This is a genomic window from Thiosulfatihalobacter marinus (assembly GCF_016019955.1).
Lineage (GTDB): Bacteria > Pseudomonadota > Alphaproteobacteria > Rhodobacterales > Rhodobacteraceae > Shimia > Shimia marinus_A.
Window position 1 is genome coordinate 1 of sequence record NZ_JAECRZ010000029.1, and the last position, 16,679, is coordinate 16,679.

General features: G+C 60.9%; 19 protein-coding genes. 6 read left to right on the top strand and 13 right to left on the bottom strand.

Features of this window, described 5'->3' with window-relative positions; genetic code table 11:
- Positions 1–80 precede the first annotated feature (80 nt).
- From I3253_RS19820 to I3253_RS19840, 5 genes are all read right to left on the bottom strand, one after another.
- Positions 81–470 (bottom strand): cytochrome c oxidase assembly protein, encoded by a 390-nt coding sequence (locus tag I3253_RS19820; protein WP_332262156.1) that lies wholly within the window; start codon positions 468–470, stop codon positions 81–83.
- A gap of 408 nt (positions 471–878) precedes the next feature.
- The gene (locus tag I3253_RS19825) at positions 879–2,312 is read right to left on the bottom strand and encodes an alkaline phosphatase D family protein (protein WP_197919523.1); all 1,434 of its coding nucleotides are present in this window, start codon (positions 2,310–2,312) and stop codon (positions 879–881) included.
- A 91-nt stretch (positions 2,313–2,403) separates the two neighbouring features.
- Positions 2,404–2,844, bottom strand: coding sequence for a hypothetical protein (locus I3253_RS19830; protein ID WP_197919524.1), 441 nt, complete (start codon positions 2,842–2,844; stop codon positions 2,404–2,406).
- A gap of 12 nt (positions 2,845–2,856) precedes the next feature.
- Positions 2,857–3,768, bottom strand: coding sequence for a cation diffusion facilitator family transporter (locus I3253_RS19835; RefSeq protein WP_197919525.1), 912 nt, complete (start codon positions 3,766–3,768; stop codon positions 2,857–2,859).
- Positions 3,769–3,783: 15 nt separating this feature from the next.
- A complete protein-coding gene (locus I3253_RS19840) occupies positions 3,784–4,071 on the bottom strand; it encodes a TFIIB-type zinc ribbon-containing protein (RefSeq protein ID WP_197919540.1) in 288 nt (95 codons plus the stop codon).
- 605 nt (positions 4,072–4,676) lie between these two features.
- Here I3253_RS19840 and I3253_RS19845 point away from each other — a divergent pair.
- Both I3253_RS19845 and I3253_RS19850 read left to right on the top strand, forming a co-directional pair.
- A complete protein-coding gene (locus I3253_RS19845) occupies positions 4,677–5,087 on the top strand; it encodes an efflux MFS transporter permease (protein ID WP_197919526.1) in 411 nt (136 codons plus the stop codon).
- A gap of 55 nt (positions 5,088–5,142) precedes the next feature.
- Entirely contained in the window at positions 5,143–5,718 is a 576-nt protein-coding gene (locus tag I3253_RS19850) for a hypothetical protein (protein ID WP_197919527.1), read from the top strand.
- Between the two features lie 32 nt (positions 5,719–5,750).
- Here I3253_RS19850 and I3253_RS19855 read toward each other — a convergent pair whose 3' ends face one another.
- The 7 genes from I3253_RS19855 to I3253_RS19885 all read right to left on the bottom strand — a co-directional run bounded on the left by I3253_RS19855 (position 5,751) and on the right by I3253_RS19885 (position 10,754).
- Positions 5,751–6,443, bottom strand: coding sequence for a VIT1/CCC1 transporter family protein (locus I3253_RS19855; protein WP_197919528.1), 693 nt, complete (start codon positions 6,441–6,443; stop codon positions 5,751–5,753).
- A complete protein-coding gene (locus tag I3253_RS19860) occupies positions 6,430–7,800 on the bottom strand; it encodes a sensor histidine kinase (protein ID WP_197919529.1) in 1,371 nt (456 codons plus the stop codon). The genes I3253_RS19855 and I3253_RS19860 overlap by 14 nt, the downstream gene beginning before the upstream one ends.
- 3 nt (positions 7,801–7,803) lie before the next feature.
- Positions 7,804–8,475, bottom strand: coding sequence for a winged helix-turn-helix domain-containing protein (locus tag I3253_RS19865; RefSeq protein ID WP_197919530.1), 672 nt, complete (start codon positions 8,473–8,475; stop codon positions 7,804–7,806).
- A gap of 75 nt (positions 8,476–8,550) precedes the next feature.
- Positions 8,551–8,958 (bottom strand): hypothetical protein, encoded by a 408-nt coding sequence (locus I3253_RS19870; protein WP_197919531.1) that lies wholly within the window; start codon positions 8,956–8,958, stop codon positions 8,551–8,553.
- A 178-nt stretch (positions 8,959–9,136) separates the two neighbouring features.
- Positions 9,137–9,355 carry a hypothetical protein gene (locus I3253_RS19875; RefSeq protein ID WP_197919532.1) on the bottom strand — a complete coding sequence of 73 codons (219 nt, stop codon included), beginning with the start codon at positions 9,353–9,355 and terminating at the stop codon, positions 9,137–9,139.
- 68 nt (positions 9,356–9,423) lie between these two features.
- A complete protein-coding gene (locus I3253_RS19880; RefSeq protein ID WP_197919533.1) occupies positions 9,424–10,047 on the bottom strand; it encodes a DedA family protein in 624 nt (207 codons plus the stop codon).
- The gene (locus I3253_RS19885) at positions 10,047–10,754 is read right to left on the bottom strand and encodes a DUF502 domain-containing protein (RefSeq protein ID WP_197919534.1); all 708 of its coding nucleotides are present in this window, start codon (positions 10,752–10,754) and stop codon (positions 10,047–10,049) included. Before I3253_RS19885 ends, I3253_RS19880 begins: the two co-directional genes overlap by 1 nt.
- A 270-nt stretch (positions 10,755–11,024) precedes the next feature.
- On the opposite strand from I3253_RS19885, the gene I3253_RS19890 reads away from it, so the two are divergent.
- Positions 11,025–11,360, top strand: coding sequence for a DUF202 domain-containing protein (locus I3253_RS19890; RefSeq protein WP_197919535.1), 336 nt, complete (start codon positions 11,025–11,027; stop codon positions 11,358–11,360).
- On the opposite strand, the gene I3253_RS19895 is transcribed toward I3253_RS19890, so the two are convergent.
- Positions 11,310–12,209 carry a mechanosensitive ion channel family protein gene (locus I3253_RS19895; protein WP_197919536.1) on the bottom strand — a complete coding sequence of 300 codons (900 nt, stop codon included), beginning with the start codon at positions 12,207–12,209 and terminating at the stop codon, positions 11,310–11,312. The genes I3253_RS19890 and I3253_RS19895 overlap by 51 nt on opposite strands.
- 155 nt (positions 12,210–12,364) lie before the next feature.
- Between I3253_RS19895 and corA the strand changes: the two genes are divergently transcribed.
- The 3 genes from corA to I3253_RS19910 form a co-directional block, all read left to right on the top strand.
- Positions 12,365–13,393, top strand: coding sequence for a magnesium/cobalt transporter CorA (corA, locus tag I3253_RS19900; RefSeq protein WP_197919537.1), 1,029 nt, complete (start codon positions 12,365–12,367; stop codon positions 13,391–13,393).
- Positions 13,394–13,487: 94 nt separating this feature from the next.
- Positions 13,488–14,612 (top strand): S1C family serine protease, encoded by a 1,125-nt coding sequence (locus I3253_RS19905; RefSeq protein WP_197919541.1) that lies wholly within the window; start codon positions 13,488–13,490, stop codon positions 14,610–14,612.
- Positions 14,613–14,746: 134 nt separating this feature from the next.
- A partial coding sequence (locus I3253_RS19910; RefSeq protein WP_197919538.1) for a phosphatidylglycerol lysyltransferase domain-containing protein occupies positions 14,747–16,679 on the top strand: 1,933 nt, incomplete at its 3' end.

The following is a 16,679-nucleotide window of genomic DNA, read 5'->3' on the forward strand; positions in this document are numbered from 1 at the left end:
CCATGTACGGTCGCGCCGGACCAGAACTCCTCAGAGCCCGAATGCTGCCACTGCGCCACACAGATTGAGGCAGAACCCATTTAAGGGCTACGCGACACGAAAAGAGCCGCGACGATCAACGCGGTGGCAGATACCGGATGTGCCATGAACCGAAGGATGGCGTTGTTACCGAATGCGCGCAGGTGACGACGCCAGCGTCTCGTCAGACCGGCCAGCAAAAATCGCCAAGGCTGGGACGCCGCGATAAGAAGCGGCCCCGCAAGGCGCAGCAGCAGATGTTCGACCTGATGCACAGAAAACAGTTTGTGCCCCAATGGGGCGAGGGGAGCGTTCGTGGCGATCCGGATGCAGGCCAGACCGGCAAGAAAAAGGGCCTGCCGCCAGGCAGGAACCCACCCGGAAAAACGCGAAATCCTGCCGATGCCGCGCAGGTAAAGCCATGCCGCGACAGCGACAAAGAACAGCGACACCAGCGAAATCGCGTTGCCGAGCGGATCAAATAGGATGAAATAGCTGATGTTTGGTTCCTGCCTCTCTGTCTATCGATCTGTCGGCCGAGACTTGCGACATTCGAAAACCTGCCCCCTGTCTCTTCCGTCATAGGCGCATCGTCGAACGGCGGTCCCGCGCGGGCATTGGGCCGGTTTCGCAAGCCAAAGCACTCTGACCATCCGCATCGCTCTTTCCAAATCGCTGGAAAGCCCGAATCGCGCTCCCCGACACCGAATCCTTTTTCGGCTTTCGTTACATGCTCTGGCAACTTTAGGTTCAAGGGGCATTTCGACTGCCGCCCCCCCATCTGCAATGCGGTATCCGCAAAAACGGGGTATTCCTGCTGCCGACGAAAATATCCCATTCCGCAGGCCAATCGGAGGCGATCACAGACTCAGTGGCGGCGTCAGCCCGCTGTTTTCGATCTCCCAAGCCGCCTGCCATGCGCCCGACCGTCGTTCCAGCACGAGGTAGTTTCGCTCGGCGACATAACGTCCGCGCTGCCCAGGGAGCGGCAGAATGCGCACCCGGTGCTTCGGCAGCGGTGCCGCGCCCAATCGTGCAAGGCTGCCGAGAAACCTGGCCCAGGCACGGGGCGGGGCGCGGTGCGCGATGCCGGACGCGACGAGCTGGTCGATCCGGTTTCCCTCTCCGAGGTCCATCACGGCCCGCGTCGCCAGATGAATCTCCCCGGACACCGCCGTGAGGTTCTGCCCATCGGCATGCGCCATGTCCCGCACAAGGCGCAACATCCGCGCCCATTCGGCGCGATGGGCACGGCTTTGCCACTGATCGCGCAAATCGTCCTCGTATTTCTGCATACGGGGGATGACGACCATCAACGCCTCGAGAACCGACAGTCGCGGCCCAAGCAATGGCACGCTCGACACCAGGAGCGTGCGGCCCGACGCCCCTGTTGCGGCTTCGGCCTCCATCATCGACCAGCCACCCGTGCCCATGACGCTGCGGCGCGTGCGCTCCGATCTCAGGTCCGGTGCCAGAATGCGAAAGCCCGGCGCACGGACACCCCAGCCGAGATGGTGCCCCGCCGGATCGTGGAACCGTGTGGGAAGATCGCCCTCCACTGCCGCCTGCTGGAAAATCAGAAAACATTCCCGCGCGACCGCGAACAGCGTCTGGCCCACAGCCGAATGGGTCTGCCACCGCCTGAGCGAGCCCCATCCGTCGCAGATGTCGTGGTCGTCCCACTGCATCAGCGAGGGCACACGGGCGGCAATCCAGGCCAATTCCGGTGCGGCGTAAAGCGCTGCGTAGCGATCAAGAAACCGCTCGCGCAGGTGGTGGCGCAGATCGGCCAGATCGGCCTGGGAAGGATCGTCGGGGACATGCGACGGCCAGTCCTCGCTCAGGGGATGGCCGTGGGTGACTTCGTCGGCGTAGACCTGATCGCCGCCATGCAGCAGCAGGGTGAAAGGTTCCTCGCGGTGGGCCTCGCACAGCCGCGCCCACATCGCGTTGCGCTCCGACCCTTCGCGCTCCAGATCGCCCGTCTCTTCTCCGTTGCACGATACAAAGGCGATCCGCAAATCGCTGCGCAAATCGCTGGCCACGGGGTAGGTTTCGCCGTTCCAGCGATATTCCGAACGCCGGTCGGCGGGCAGGTCGAACCGCGCGCGCCAGACTGTCGCACGGTCAAACTGCGCCAGAACTTGCGCATCATGCACCCCGTCGGGCGTCTCGACGGATGGCGGGGCCCTGTCCCCTTCCGCAATGAACAGTGCCGAAAGGTTCAGTGTGCCGCGGCCAATATCGTCAAGGATGAGGATGGGGCCGATCAGGGACGGACGGGCAGTGTTCACAGCGGTCTACCCAGACTGTGGAATGGGCGCGTCGATCCGGACGGGAACAGGCCACGCGCGGCAAACATCTCGCAGTTACCAACGAAAGCCGTCACCGCAACCGTCGCCTCAGGATCAGCGGGAGCGCAATCAGCGCGGCAGAGCCGGCAAGCCACACGAGGACAAGCCCGCCCTTGGCAAGGAAATGCACCGGACCCACGGCCCAGCCGACCAACCCGTCCACATTGGCGACGTCGCGCAATGCCGACACCTCTTTGCCGAGGCCAAACCAGTTTGCCACGCCGACGCCAACATCGGTTGCGGGCCCTGCGACGCCCGCCGCCCATGCCAGCAGCGGATCGACCAGCGCCCAGACACCGAGCGCCAGCAGGGACCAGATCACGATCCCGCCGAGCAGCACCGCGCCAGGGATGCGCAGGCGACGCGTGGGCGTGCCATCATCATAGCGGTCGTAATCGTCGTATCGCGCACCACTGTCGAATTGGGCGCGCCGCCGACTGTGTTTCGTACGGGGGAAAAGGTGATGTCCCATATCTATTCCTCCTCAAGCATGGTTTGAGTCTTCGGTCTGGGCCACTGCTGCGTCCTCGATCTGGATTGTCGCATGCGTAATGCCGAAGTCCTCGTGCATCGCATCGCGGGCAGCCGCGAGCACCTCGCCGGCGCGGGCCATGTCGTCCACCACCAGGTGGCCGCTCATCGCGTCGAGGCCCGAGGTCAGGGTCCAGACATGCAGGTCATGCACGTCCACAACGCCCGGAACGTCAATCAGCCGCTGCCGCAACAGCCCGGAATCGACATGGGCGGGTGCGCCCTCCAACAGGATGCGCAGCGCGCTTTTCAGCAGAATCCATGTGCGGGGCACTATGAACAGGCCGATGGCCGCGCCGATGATCGGATCGGCGATGGTCCAGCCGGTCAGCATCACGACAAGCGCTGCCAGGATCACGCCGACCGAGCCCAGCATGTCGGCCAGTACCTCGAAATAGGCGCCCTTGAGGTTCAGGCTCTCCTTCGATCCGGCGCGAAGCATCCGCATCGAAATCAGGTTCACGATCAGGCCCGCAACCGCAACCGCCAGCATCGGACCGCCAAGAATCTCAATCGGCTCAGAAAGCCTCGCCCAAGCCTCGCGCAATACGAAAACGGTGACCACCAGAAGCACGACGGCGTTTGCCATGGCCGAGAGAACCTCTGTGCGGACATAGCCATAGGTCATCTGAGGCGTGGCCGGTCGTTCGGCAAAGCGCACCGCAACCAGCGCCATGAACAGCCCGCCCACGTCGGTCGCCATATGCGCGGCATCGGCCAGCAGCGCCAGGCTGCCGGTCCAGAGACCTCCGACAACTTCGACCACGAGAAACGTGCCGGTCATCGCCAGCGCCCATTTCAGGCTGCCCTTGTGGCGGCTGGCGGAAGTTCCGCCGCCGCTGCCATGTCCGTGTCCCGCGCCCATGCCTGTCCCCTTCCCTCAGTCGAACAGTTCGTGCAGCCAGGACTTCCGGCGTGAACCATGCTTGCCGTAGCCGCCATGATGTCCGCCCCCGTGTTTGCCGGAACGATACTCGCGATCATCGTCGTCGTAACGCCGGTCACGCGTGCGTGGAGGCGGAGGCGCAGCTTCACCGATGCTGCGCTCTATGATCTTGTCAAGTTCGCCCCGGTCGAGCCAGACCCCCCGGCACTCGGGGCAAAAATCGATCTCGATCCCCTGCCGGTCCGCCATGCTCAGCGCGACATCACAAACCGGGCAGCGCATGGCTCCCCGTCTTCCCGTATTTCGTTCCGGGCTACGGCCCGGCTCCTTCAGTTCAACGACCATCTTGCAGTTCTCCTTACATTCGCGGGAAGCAGGCGGGACCAACAAATTCCGCTATCAATAACGGTAGTATTCCCGGGTTCTGACCACCAGTACTTTTATCCATTTATCGTGCAGCAATCGCCGGCCTTCTGCATATGGCATCTACAGTAACTGTAGCTTCAAGGGCGGCTGGTCATAATTTTTTGTGCGTTGAAAACGTGACGGCGTCACCGAGCATCGCGACAGCCACATGCCGTAAATTCCGACTGCCTCTCTGCGCAATCGGATCGCTGACGAAGAAGCAAATCCGTGTCTAACTGTGCAACTCAATGGCAAAACTTGCGCCAATGGGGGCTGTCTGCCCCCTGCCCTACAGGCTTTCCCCCGAGGATATTTCTGGCAGAATGAATATTAGAACTGTTTGTTGCGTTCCATGATCCGCTCCAGCTGGGACTGTTGCATTAACTCTTCTTGTCGGTCAGATTTGAGCTTTTGAGCTTTTGAGCTTTTGAGGTTGCCATGCCACGCAAATCGCCTGGCCGGGTGTCATCGGAGGGCTTGGCATGGGATTGGTATTCGTCCCGATGTCGACGCTCGCGTTTGACCAGATCGACAGTGCGCGGCAGGACGAGGCCTCGGGTCTGTACAGCGTCACACGACAGTTGGGGTCCTCCATCGGGATCGCCGTCGTTGGCGCGATGGTCGTCAGGGGATTCGCGATGGATACCGCGCTCCTGACACAGAACGTCACCCCCTACTCGGCCGCGGCCCAAGCCTATCTCGCGCCGCTCGGCCTGTCGCCCCAAAGCGTGGAAGGGGCTGCCATCCTGTCGGCGGAAATCTCGAGACAGGCCGCACTCATGTCCTATGCCCGTGTGTTCGACATGTTGGGCTGGGTCGCGGTGGCGCTTTTGCCGGTCCTTTTGGTGATGCGACGTCCGACTCACGCAGGCGGCGCGCCTTTGGCGCATTGAACCGGGCGCGATGACCAGGGCCTCGAAAATCGCCGCTGCGTGGGCAGGGCTTGTCATGCGGTATCGATTTACCCTGCTGTTCCTGGCGGCGATGGTCCTTGCAAACACCGCGGCTGGCACACTCGACGGTGAACTGCCCGGCGAAATGCTCGAGGTTTGGGGGATCGGCCAGGAGGCCGTCTGGAGCGGTGATTTTGTCCGCCTGCTCACCGGCACGTTTCTTTCTCACGACGTCGGAATGTTCTTTAGACAGATCGTCTTTGCGGCGCTCACACTCGGATATACCGAAAGAGTCCGCGGCAGTTTGCCTGCTGCGATGGCGTTTTTCGCGCTTGAAATCGGATCGACCCTCGTCCTTTTGACTGCCGTCTGGATGCTTCCGAGCTTATCCGACGTCTCCGCCCTCAACGATGTTGGCATGTCGATGGGCGGGTTTGGCCTTGTCGGGCTGGCGATCGCAGGAGTGCGCTATCGTTGGTTCTTCCTCTTCGCTGTCCTGCTCGCGATCTCGATAAAGGTCGCGGTGGATTTCGAGCCTCTCACCGATACCGGACACGTCATCGCGCTTTTGCTCGGGGTTCTCGTGGGCCTGCTGATGCAACGAAAGATGACGACCGGACGACCCGCTTGAGGTGACATCAACATTCGGATTGCAGCGCCAATTTACAGGCGCGTTCCGAACAGGGCGCCGATTGCGTAAGTCACGGCCATGGCAATCACACCGCAGAAGGCCACGCGAAGTGCGGCGCGCCCAATCGGTGCACCGCCCAGTCTGGCTCCAACGGCACCCAGCCCGAAGAGCATGGCCAATGCCACCAGCGACACAGCGATGGCAACACTCGCAAACGGGACGAGTGCCGCCACGAGCAATGGCGGCAAACCTCCGACCAGAAACGCGGCGGCGGAAGCGGCGGCCGCCTCAAGCGGACGGGCCGACAGCGCATCGCTCAGGCCGATTTCTTCGCGCGCATGGGTGGCGAGCGCATCATGTTCGGTCATTTCAGTTGCGGCCTGGCGCGCGGTTGCCTCGGACATACCGCGCGTGCGCAGAATGCCGACCAGTTCCTCGAATTCGCCATCGGCATTCCGGGCCAGTTCCTTGGCCTCGCGGGCAAGGTCTGCGTTTTCGCTGTCGGCCTGAGAACTGACCGAGACATATTCGCCTGCCGCCATCGACAACGCGCCCGCAACCAACCCCGCCAGCCCTGCAACAAGGACCGGACCGGTCGCAGACGAGGCCGCCGCGACCCCGACGATGATGCTTGCCGTCGACAAAAGCCCGTCATTTGCCCCCAGAACGGCCGCGCGCAACCACCCTGAACGTCCGCTGAAATGTAAATCCTTATGTGCCGGCATGGTTTTTCGCGAATTCCTTCAAATCGATTTCAACCCTGAGGCCCGGTGCATTGTCTTTCAGACGCAGCTCGCCCTCATGCATGTGGATGATCGCGGCGACCAGGCTCAGGCCCAATCCACTACCGGGCGTCGTGCGGCTCCGCTCCAGCCGATATAGACGCCGGAGCACGTTTTCACGCTCCTCGGCGGGGATGCCGGGGCCTGTGTCGCTTACCGCAATGTGTGCAGTCCCCCCCGATTGTGCAACCGAGACGGAAATCCTGGCACCCTCCGGCGCGTGGCGGAGCGCATTTTCGATCAGATTTGCGAACACCTGGCCCATCAGAGACTTGTTCCCGGCGACGTAGACCGGCCCATCCGGTATGTCACACCTCAGATCGTGACCGGTCTCTTCGGCGATCGGCGCATACACCTCGCAAAAGGTTTGGGCCAGTGCCGCGACATTCACTTTCTCGAAGTGCTTTCTTGGCGAGCCGCCCTCGATCTGAGCGATCTGTAAAAGCGATTGAAAGGTTTTCACGATGCCGTCGGTTTCGTCATTTGCACGGTCCACGAGATCCGCGGCGTCCTTGTCCAGACCGGTCTTGTCGCGCAGTTGGCTCAGCAAGACGGCCACACGCTGGATCGGTGTTTTCAGATCATGGGCAATATCGGCAGACACCTGTTTCAGGGCCGAGATCTGCTGTTCCTGCGCGGCGGCCATCTTGTCGATACGTGCGCCTATGCGGGTGAGGTCGTCCGCCCTGCCATCCATTGGCGAAACGCGCGCGGCATAGTCGCCTGTTGTCAGCCGGTCCAGCGTCGCGTCGATCCGGTCCAGGCGTTTCACAGAGCGCCGGGCCAGCAGAACGCCGCCGCCCACGACAATCAAAGTGGTCGGGATCAGGCTGAACAGGAATACCGACAGGAATGCTTCCTGGATGCCATGCAAAGGCTCGGCGCTGCGCGCAATGGTCATTTGACCGCCATGTATCGGCCCACCCAAAGCGAAATAATCGCCTTCGAGGTCGCCGAACTCACCGTTGAGGGATACGGCGGCAAACCCATCGCCTTGCGAGACCAGCGCCCCGTTTCCGACAAGCAGCCCGCCGGGCAATACGAAGCTGAGTATGCGATCTTCGGGCGAGGCCGTTTCAGATTGAGAGCGCACGAAAGCGACGACCGCGGCGGTATTGGGCAACGCCCTGAAACTCGCCATCTCCTGTTCGAGGGTGGCGCGAAGCGATTGTTCGGTGTTGTCGCGCACTATCACATAGGTCGCCGCCAGGCTGACGAGGCTGACCAATGCAAAGAGCACCGCCATCGCCAGCGACTGGCGCAGCGGCGTGGACGTCCAAATGCGGCGCGCCTTGGTCACGGATCAGGCCTCGATCCGATAGCCGGACCCGCGCACGGTTTCGATCAATTCGGTGTCGAACGGCTTGTCCACCTTCGCCCGCAGGCGGCTGATATGGGTCTCCACCACATTGGTCTGCGGATCGAAACTGATGTCCCAGACCGCCTCCAGCAGCATGGTGCGGGTCTGCACCCTGCCCTTGCGCCGCAACAGATGTTCCAGCAGTGCAAATTCTCTTGGCAACAGCTCTATGTGCTGTCCCGCGCGCGTCACCTTACGCCGTACAAGATCCATTTCCAGGTCGCCCGCGCGCAATACCGTTTCCTCCTGGGTCGCGCGCGGACGACGGGCAAGTGCTGCAACGCGGGCCGACAGTTCGCCGAAGGCGAAGGGTTTCACAAGGTAGTCGTCGCCACCGGCGTTCAGCCCCTCGATCCGGTCATCGACACCACCCAGCGAGGTCAGAAACAGCACAGGCGTCTGGTTCTTCGCCCCCCGCAGGGTCTTGACCAGCGCCATCCCGTCAAGACCGGGCAGCATGCGGTCCACGATCAGAACTTCGTAATCGGTGGCACTGGCCTGCAACAGCGCATCGCGGCCATTTTCCAGCAGGTCAACGACATGACCCTCTTCACGCAGCCCATCGGCGATATATGCGCCGGTCGTCCTGTCGTCCTCGATGACAAGAATTTTCATCACTTGCTCCATCTCGTGCTGATGACCCCGGAAGGGGCCACCAGTGTTTTGCCACGGATTTCAGAACTTTGCGACTTACTTGTCGTCGTCGGCTTCGTTCTCGCCGTCGCTGTCGCCGTCATTGTCGTGATCGTTGTCGTTGTCGCCATCGTGATCGTCTTCGTCGGCTTCGACGGTCATCGAACCGTCAGCCATCGTGTAGAGCATATCCTGCTCGTTTCCGTCGGCCATCATGACCTCGAATTCCACGATGCCGTTGCCTTGGGTTTCATCATCGAATTCGGCCCCGACGACCTTGCCGCCCGTCTTGGTTTCGACGTCTGCCACGACAGCCGCCACTTTGGGGTTGGCGCTCAGGAACTGCGCCAGTTCTTCGACGTCTTTTGCGGTTGAATCGGTCGAGGCGTAGGCCAGCGAACCGGCGAGAACCGACAGGCCAACCAGGCCGGACGTTGCAGCGAGTGCGATCTTGTTGCGTTTCATGTTGTAGTCTCCTTGGTTTCTGGCCGGGATCATCCCGTCCGATGAGACTGATTTATGGGGCGCGTATTCATTTCGCCTGACGCACGGATTACATCTGTGTTATTTTTATAAAATACTGATTTTACGAAAGAAAACGGCGGGTTACCCCGCCGTTGTCGTGCATGTTATTCGGTGGTCTTCAGGCCGTTGCAGGCTCAGCCTCAGCAGTGTCCACGGGCACCTCTGCAGCGCGTTTTTCGGCTTCTGCCATCAAGCTGGGACCTGCAAGCCGCAAGGCCAGGGCGAAAGTACCGCCCAGGACGATGGCAAAGCCGACGGCCATGATGCCGAAACCGAATCCAGCAAATACGATCAGAGCGATCAGGGCGCTGGCGACAAATGATTTGATCCGTTCCATGTGAAGTCTCCTTGTTCCTTCTGAAACAAGAAATAAGCCACCAATTGACCATTCGCCTGACCACCGCGTTACAACTGTGTAATGTCGCCCTTCTTGCGTCGCGAGCGCCAGTAGAGCAAGGCAATGGAAATCAGCAGCACAGGAATGACCACCATCGCGACAAGCGCGAGATGGTTCCAGATCCAGGGCACGATGGAGACATCCCGGCCCAATCGATAGGCCAGGGTGGTCCACCCCCCGACCCAAAGCGCCGCGCCGAACAGATTGGCCCCAAGAAACGCCGCCCAGTGCATTTCGGTCGATCCAGCAACAAGCCCGTTGATTTGCCGCAAGAGCGGTACAAAGCGTGCTGCGATGACCATGAGCGGCCCGTATTTCGCGGTAACCGCTTCGGCCTTTGCATATTTCTCGTGTGTGATCCCGATGCGACCGCCATAGCGAAGAATGACGGCTTTGCCGTATCTACGGCCCAACAAATAGCCGATATTGTCGCCCAGCACCGCTGCGACATAGGCCGCGATCACGACGTGCCAGATATTAAGTTTGCCTGCGCCCGCAGCGGCCGAAGACGCAATCAACGCGCTTTCCCCCGGCAAGGGAAGGCCCAGTGTTTCCAAGGTGATCGAGAGGAATAGCGCGATGACCCCATATTGCTCGACAAGCGTGAGCAGATGATCCTTGATCCACAGCATCAGGCATTCGCATCCGCTACGGTACCGCGCTCCGCACGCGGCAGGCCGCCTTCGCCGTCCTCGGGCATCAGCGCCCCGAGCGAGAAATAGATTTTCATCAGATCATCGGCGTCCATTCCGGGGACAGGGCGCACCGCGTCCTCGGCCACGAATACCAGACCGCCCGACATCGGCACCGGCGAGGTGGGCAGATAAACCAGCTGCCGCCGCTTGCCCTCGACAATATACACCTCGCGCGTGGTCAGAAGCGCCAGCACCTCCGCCCCTTCTTCGCCACCAAAGCGGCACATGACCACCGACATGCTCTTGAACTCGTCCTTGTTGTCCGCGTTCAGCATACGCACGACCTGGCTGACAGGTTTGTAGATCGAGCGCACAAGCGGCACGCGCGAAAACAGCGCGTCGATCCACGTGTCAAGCTGGCGTTTCGCCTGTGCCTTGACCAGAACGCCGAGCGTCCAGACACCCACAAGCGCGATGGCAAGGCCAAGCCAGAAGGCGATTGTCTGGTGGCCGGGCCCGATCAGGCTCGATCCCCCGGACGTCAGAATATCTCCCAAAACACTGCCCGGACCCAGCGCGCCGCGCAGCTTTGCCACGATCCACTCGATGATGAGAAAGGTCAGGATGACCGGAAGCAAGACGAAAAGGCCCGTCAGAAACGCGCTCGCGATGCCTTTTTGCCAAACGTAGCGTAATGGATTCATATCTTTTGCCCGTTCCTCATCCTGGCGCCTGCCCAAATATCCCCCACGATTGAGCCGCCTTGCTCTCTTGATGGAACCCTAAAGGCGGGTGGCGCTCGACACCACCCGCCTTGAAGACACGATGAGGGCTGTTACTTGTCGTCGTCCAGGATCGGCCAATTGTATTGCCAGTGACAGACATTGGCTCTGCGTCTCGCGGCGGCATTTCGCGCCGGTTAAATCGGTGTATGATAAAGACGAGCAGCAAGGAAATCCGACGGGAACCGAGAGATGATCGACAAATTTCAAGACCATGCCTCGAACGAGCGCACCTATTTGTCGTGGATCCGAACGGCCATCGCCATCGCCATTGCCGGTTTCGGCATACTGATCGAAAAGCTCCCCTCTACACCAAGCAATACCTGGGCCGGTCTATCACTGGTTGTTCTGAGCGCCGCGCTCGTTCTTCTCGCCTCTCTGCGGTTTCTGGTGATCCGCAACCAGATAACGCAGGAACATCTGGATCGCACCTCTTTCGGTCGAATCGAGGTACTGTTCGCCGCAACGCTGGCGCTTTTATTGCTGACCGTCTTTGTCTTTCTTCTGGGCCTTGTCAGAACCGGGTAGCGCAGGAAGCGATTTCACGATGACGTTCTGATAGGCGAACGGGATTTCGATCCCCTCGGCGTCGAAGCGTTTCTTGATGGCTTCGGTGAGGTCGTATTTCACGTCGAACGCAATCGCGGGATCGGCACACCAGACCCGCAAACTCAGGTCGACGCTGGATGTATTGAGCAGCAGAACAGGGCAACCGACGATCTCCTCGACGTCCGCATGCGCCTCGGCCAGTTCAAGGGCGATGGCCCGCGCCCTGTCGATATCCGCATCATAGCTGATCGAGAACGGCACAATCGCCATCACGCGCGGATGCACCGCTGTCAGGTTGACCATGACCGTGTTGGAAATCACCGAGTTGGAAATGATCACGCGCCGGTTGTCGAAAGTCTGCAACACCGTGTAGCCCAGCGACACATCCTCGACGATCCCGGTCTCAAGCCCCGTCGGCGCGTTGATCTGGATCCGGTCGCCCAAGCGAAAGGGGCGGTAGAAGATCAGGCTGAACCCCGCGACGAAATTGGCCAGTGTCGATTGCGCGGCCAGCCCGATGACGATCGAGGCCACCGAAACACTGGCCAGAAGCGCGGTGCCGAGGCGCGAAAGTGCCGGGATCATGTGCGCATAAAGCATCAGAACCAAAATCCAGACGAAGACGCTTGCAACCTTGGACAGGAATGACGCGGCCATACGGTCGATCCGCTGATCTCGGTCGCGCTCCACGATAAGACGGATCGCGCGGCGAAATATTCTGGACAGGATCGACCCGCCGACCCAGAACAGGACCGCAAGGATCAACGCCCCGGACCAGGTATCGGGTTGAATTTTCGCCACCCAGGACTGCAACGTCTGCCAATTCATGCGGCACCTCCACCTGCACTATTGACCAAATACAGGCTTTTGAAAACACTGGTGAAATGAAAACACCTTTCAATAGGAACAAACTGTTCAGCGCGCTTCGCGACGTTCAGGACCGCAGAAATTCAAGGCGATCGTCTGGAATCGGGACCTCACCGGTGGCTATCGAGCCGCCAAAAGATGCGGCCGAGACCACTGTTGCGTGGCACAGCTACGGGACGGACAGCTATGGCGTCGAGGCTACCGAACTTGCATCGGGTGGCGACCGGTTGTTGTGGATCGACATTTGCGGGCTGCGGGATTACGGGCGGGTCGCGGAAATTGCTGCGTCCTGTGGTCTGAGCGACCTTGCCATTGCCGACCTGTTCCACGTCGATCAAAGAGCCCACACCGACAGCGACGGCGATCTGGTCCTGACGGTGCTGCGGATGCCGGTCGCCGGGCCGCCGTTTGAGGCGGACCAGATCACGCTGGTACTTGGCCCCGGCTTCGTTCTGACGATCCGTGAAGGCCCCCGCGACTGTTTGGGCAGTGTCCGCAAGCGGCTTGCCGGCGGCACCGGACGCATCCGTACCTCGAGCGGCTATCTGTTCTATGCCCTGATCGACGCCATCGTGGACACGTATTTTCCGATCCTGGAACGCTACGGCGATCTGGTCGAAGGGCTGGAAGAGCGGATCCTCGCGTCGCCGGGCGACGACGCCATGCGCGATATCCATCTGCTGAAACGCGAGCTTCTGGACATACGGCACGCGCTCTGGCCGATGCGCGAGGCGCTGGCGGCGCTGCAACGGGACGACACACCGCAGATTGACGAGCCACTGCTCCCCTTCTTCAGGGATTGTTCGGATCATGCCTTTCAGCTTCTCGACATGGTCGAAGTCTATCGGGAAACGGCGCAGGGTCTTGTGGATCTGCAACTGTCATCGCTTTCCAACCGCATGAACGAGGTGATGAAAGTGCTGACAATGATCGCCACGATCTTCATCCCGATGACGTTCATCGCGGGACTCTATGGCATGAATTTCGACCGGGCCTCGCCCTACAACCTGCCGGAACTCGGCTGGCGGTTCGGCTATGTCTATGCGATTGGCCTGATGGTTGTATCGGCCTCCACGATGCTGTTCGTCTTCTGGCGGCTGGGCTGGATATTCGGCAAAAAACGGCGGTCACGATCCGATGACTGAAAAGTGACGTTACAAATCTGTATAGTCGCCGCGAAGTCAATTTCATCTGCCGACCCGACCTTTGCTCCGTAACGCAAGATACGGAGCTTTCCTCATGACACATCCACGATCACCCAAACGGCGCACCAGGCTGACGGCAGCACTGCTTGCGGCGACCATCGCATCGACCGGTCTCGTCTCACTCGTGCCTTCCGCCGCACTTGCGGTTCCCGCAGGCGGCTATGCCGATCTGATCGAACAATTCAGCCCGGCCGTTGTTTTGGTCGAGGTCACAGCCAGCGCCGCGCCGGCAGGTGCTTCAAACTCAATGCCTAGCGACGAATTTCTCAAGGAATTTCAACGTCGATTCGGCGACCGCATGCCGCAAATGCCAGACAGACCTGACCGTAAAGGTCTGGGTTCGGGCTTCATCATCTCGTCCGACGGTCTGATCGTCACCAACAACCATGTGATTGGCGGCGCCTCAACCATCACCATCAAATTCGCGGACGGAACGGAATATGACGCCAAGGTTGTTGGCGCCGACCCACTGACCGATATTGCCCTGCTGGACATCGAAGGTTCAAACCTGCCGACCGTCGCTTTTGGCTCGTCAGACGCGATGCGTGTGGGCGACGAAGTCATCGCCATGGGCAACCCCTTTGGCCTGGGCGGCACGGTCACGACCGGGATCATTTCGGCCAAGGACCGCAACATCAATGCAGGTCCGTTTGATGAATTCCTTCAGACAGATGCGGCCATCAACCGCGGCAATTCCGGTGGTCCTCTGTTCAATAACGAAGGTCAGGTGATCGGCGTCAATACCGCGATATTCTCGCCAGATGGCGCCAGCGCTGGTATCGGTTTTGCAGTTCCTTCCGACCTGGTTTCGAAAATCGTCGCGGACCTGCAGGATGACGGCCAGATCGACCGCGGCTGGCTGGGCGTCCAGATCAAACCCGTGAGCGAGGAAGTCGCAACAGTCCTGGGGCTTTCAGACGGTGAAGGCACGCAGATCGAAAGGGTCATGGAGGGCACGCCTGCGCAAAAAGCCGGGCTGAAAGCCGGTGACATCATCCTCAGCTTCGGCGGCGCAGACATCGCCGAAGCCCGCGACCTGACCCGCGCCGTGGCAAGCACCCCGCCAGACACGGCCTCCAAGATCGAAGTGCTGCGCAAAGGCGAACGCCTGATGCTGGATGTCACGCTGGCAAACCGGGCCACCGCGCAGGACGCGTGACAAAGGCTTCGCTGCGCCTCCAGTCCCCTCGGGGTGCATCGGAGGTCGCCACTCACGGCAGACCACCCGCCCTGGTGCCATTTGCGCCGGGGCGGGTTACACACTGATAAAAAGACACGAATCGAGGGGCCGACGTGACGATTTCCGATACCTCACCACCTTCCGGCATTTGGGCGCGGATCAAGCCGGTCGCCCCCTATCTTCTGACGGCCGGATTATTCGCGCTTGGGGCTTTTGCGCTCTACCAGTTGCTGAAACCGGTGAATTTCCGGGACGTCATGGATCAGGTCCGCAGCACGCCCTGGCACATCATCGCCCTGTCGTTGCTCGCGATGTTCGCAGGCTACGCCGCGCTGATCGGATATGACTGGTCGGCCCTGCGATATCTCGGCAAGAAGCTTCCGTTCCCTGTCATCATGACGGGCGGGTTTCTGGGCTACGCGCTCGGCAACACCATCGGGGCAGGTCCGGTCACCGGCGGCGCCGTGCGCTATCGCATCTATTCGTCCCTGGGACTGACCGCTTACGACATCGCCGCGATCGCCATATTCGGGTCCCTTGCCTTCGGGCTCGGGGCGACCATCGTCGGGTTCGGCGCGCTGGCCTATCACCCCTATGCCCTTCAATCGCTGACCTCCATCAGCCCACAAATCCTGCGATGGATCGGAATTGTCGCGCTGGTCCTCTCTTTGGGTTTCCTCGCGGCCCTCGCCCTCAGGAAATCCGAAATCACCCTGCGCGGCCACAGGTTCCGCACGCCCTCGCTCGGCTTGCTCAGCGGGCAACTGCTGTTCACGGCGACCGACATCCTGATGGCGGCGACCGTTCTCTATCTTTTGCTGCCGCCCAACGACATGGGATTTGCCACCTTTCTGGCGGTTTTTGCGGCTGCGATCTTTGCAGGCGTCGCCAGTCATGTGCCAGGCGGGGTCGGGGTATTCGAGACGATCATCATCGCCGCCCTGCCCGCCTCGGTCCCCGTCGATCAGGCCGCTGCCGGCCTGCTGCTCTACCGGCTGATCTACTATCTTGTGCCTTTCGCGCTCGCTCTTGTGCTTCTGGCGCTCAGCGAATTGCGGATGGCCAGCACCAAGGTCCAGTCGCCCCGGATGCAGGCCCTGGCACCGGTCTTCGGCGCTGTCAGTTCCGTCGTGCCGCTGGCCATGTCGGCAATGATCTTCGCATCCGGGGTCTTCATGCTGCTTTCGGCGGTCATTCCCGCTTCCAGCGAGGTTGCAGAGGAAATGGAACTGCTCCTTCCCCTGGGCTTCGTGGAAGGTGGCGCACTGTTTTCCAGCGCCATCGGTGCGGCCCTGTTGATCATTGCCCATGGCATGCTGCGTCGCGTCGAAGGCGCGTGGTGGCTTGCTGTCGGGGCACTTGCCGCCGGGGTCGTGGCCTCGCTCGCCCAGGGGCTGGATTATGAGCGTGCAATCATCCTGCTGCTGATGGTTCTCATCCTGCTGCCCTGCCGACGCGAATTCTACCGAAGCGCGCGGTTGACGCGAAACCCCCTGTCGCTCCGGTGGGTCCTGCTGTTGAACTCGATCATCATCGCAGGCATTGGCGTCTATTTCTTCGCCCACAAGGCCACGCCCTACAGCAATGAATTGTGGTGGCAATTCGCCGCCGACCAATCCGCGCCGCGGGCCACGCGCGCCGGTCTGGTCGGGGCTCTGCTCATCGGCTTGTTCGCGCTGGTGACGGCCCTGCGCCCGCCACGGGTTGTGGCCGATCTGGCGACTTCCGAGGAATTGGCGCAGGCCCGTGCAATCATTGCAACGCAGGCCAATCCGGATGCAAACTTTGCGCTGACGGGCGATAAATCGCTGCTGTTTTCCGACAGTGGCCGATCATTCCTGATGTATCGGGTTCAAGGGCGGTCCTGGATCGCGCTTGGCGATCCTGTGGGTGATCCGGACGAGGCGGCTCAGCTCGCATGGGAGTTCGTCGATGCCGCCAATGCCGCCTGTCGCGTTGCCCTTAAATCGGTTCTGCCTCAATCTGTGTGGCGCAGTGGCAGCATTCGGGCTCTGAGGAGTTCTGGTCCGGCGCGACCGTACATGG

Coding starts and splice junctions, on each gene's coding strand:
- I3253_RS19830 (WP_197919524.1), bottom strand. CDS start 2,844: ATGGGACATCACCTTTTCCCCCGTACGAAACACAGTCGGCGGCGCGCC.
- I3253_RS19835 (WP_197919525.1), bottom strand. CDS start 3,768: ATGGGCGCGGGACACGGACATGGCAGCGGCGGCGGAACTTCCGCCAGC.
- I3253_RS19840 (WP_197919540.1), bottom strand. CDS start 4,071: ATGCGCTGCCCGGTTTGTGATGTCGCGCTGAGCATGGCGGACCGGCAG.
- I3253_RS19845 (WP_197919526.1), top strand. CDS start 4,677: ATGGGATTGGTATTCGTCCCGATGTCGACGCTCGCGTTTGACCAGATC.
- I3253_RS19850 (WP_197919527.1), top strand. CDS start 5,143: ATGCGGTATCGATTTACCCTGCTGTTCCTGGCGGCGATGGTCCTTGCA.
- I3253_RS19855 (WP_197919528.1), bottom strand. CDS start 6,443: ATGCCGGCACATAAGGATTTACATTTCAGCGGACGTTCAGGGTGGTTG.
- I3253_RS19865 (WP_197919530.1), bottom strand. CDS start 8,475: ATGAAAATTCTTGTCATCGAGGACGACAGGACGACCGGCGCATATATC.
- I3253_RS19870 (WP_197919531.1), bottom strand. CDS start 8,958: ATGAAACGCAACAAGATCGCACTCGCTGCAACGTCCGGCCTGGTTGGC.
- I3253_RS19875 (WP_197919532.1), bottom strand. CDS start 9,355: ATGGAACGGATCAAATCATTTGTCGCCAGCGCCCTGATCGCTCTGATC.
- I3253_RS19880 (WP_197919533.1), bottom strand. CDS start 10,047: ATGCTGTGGATCAAGGATCATCTGCTCACGCTTGTCGAGCAATATGGG.
- I3253_RS19885 (WP_197919534.1), bottom strand. CDS start 10,754: ATGAATCCATTACGCTACGTTTGGCAAAAAGGCATCGCGAGCGCGTTT.
- I3253_RS19890 (WP_197919535.1), top strand. CDS start 11,025: ATGATCGACAAATTTCAAGACCATGCCTCGAACGAGCGCACCTATTTG.
- I3253_RS19895 (WP_197919536.1), bottom strand. CDS start 12,209: ATGAATTGGCAGACGTTGCAGTCCTGGGTGGCGAAAATTCAACCCGAT.
- I3253_RS19905 (WP_197919541.1), top strand. CDS start 13,488: ATGACACATCCACGATCACCCAAACGGCGCACCAGGCTGACGGCAGCA.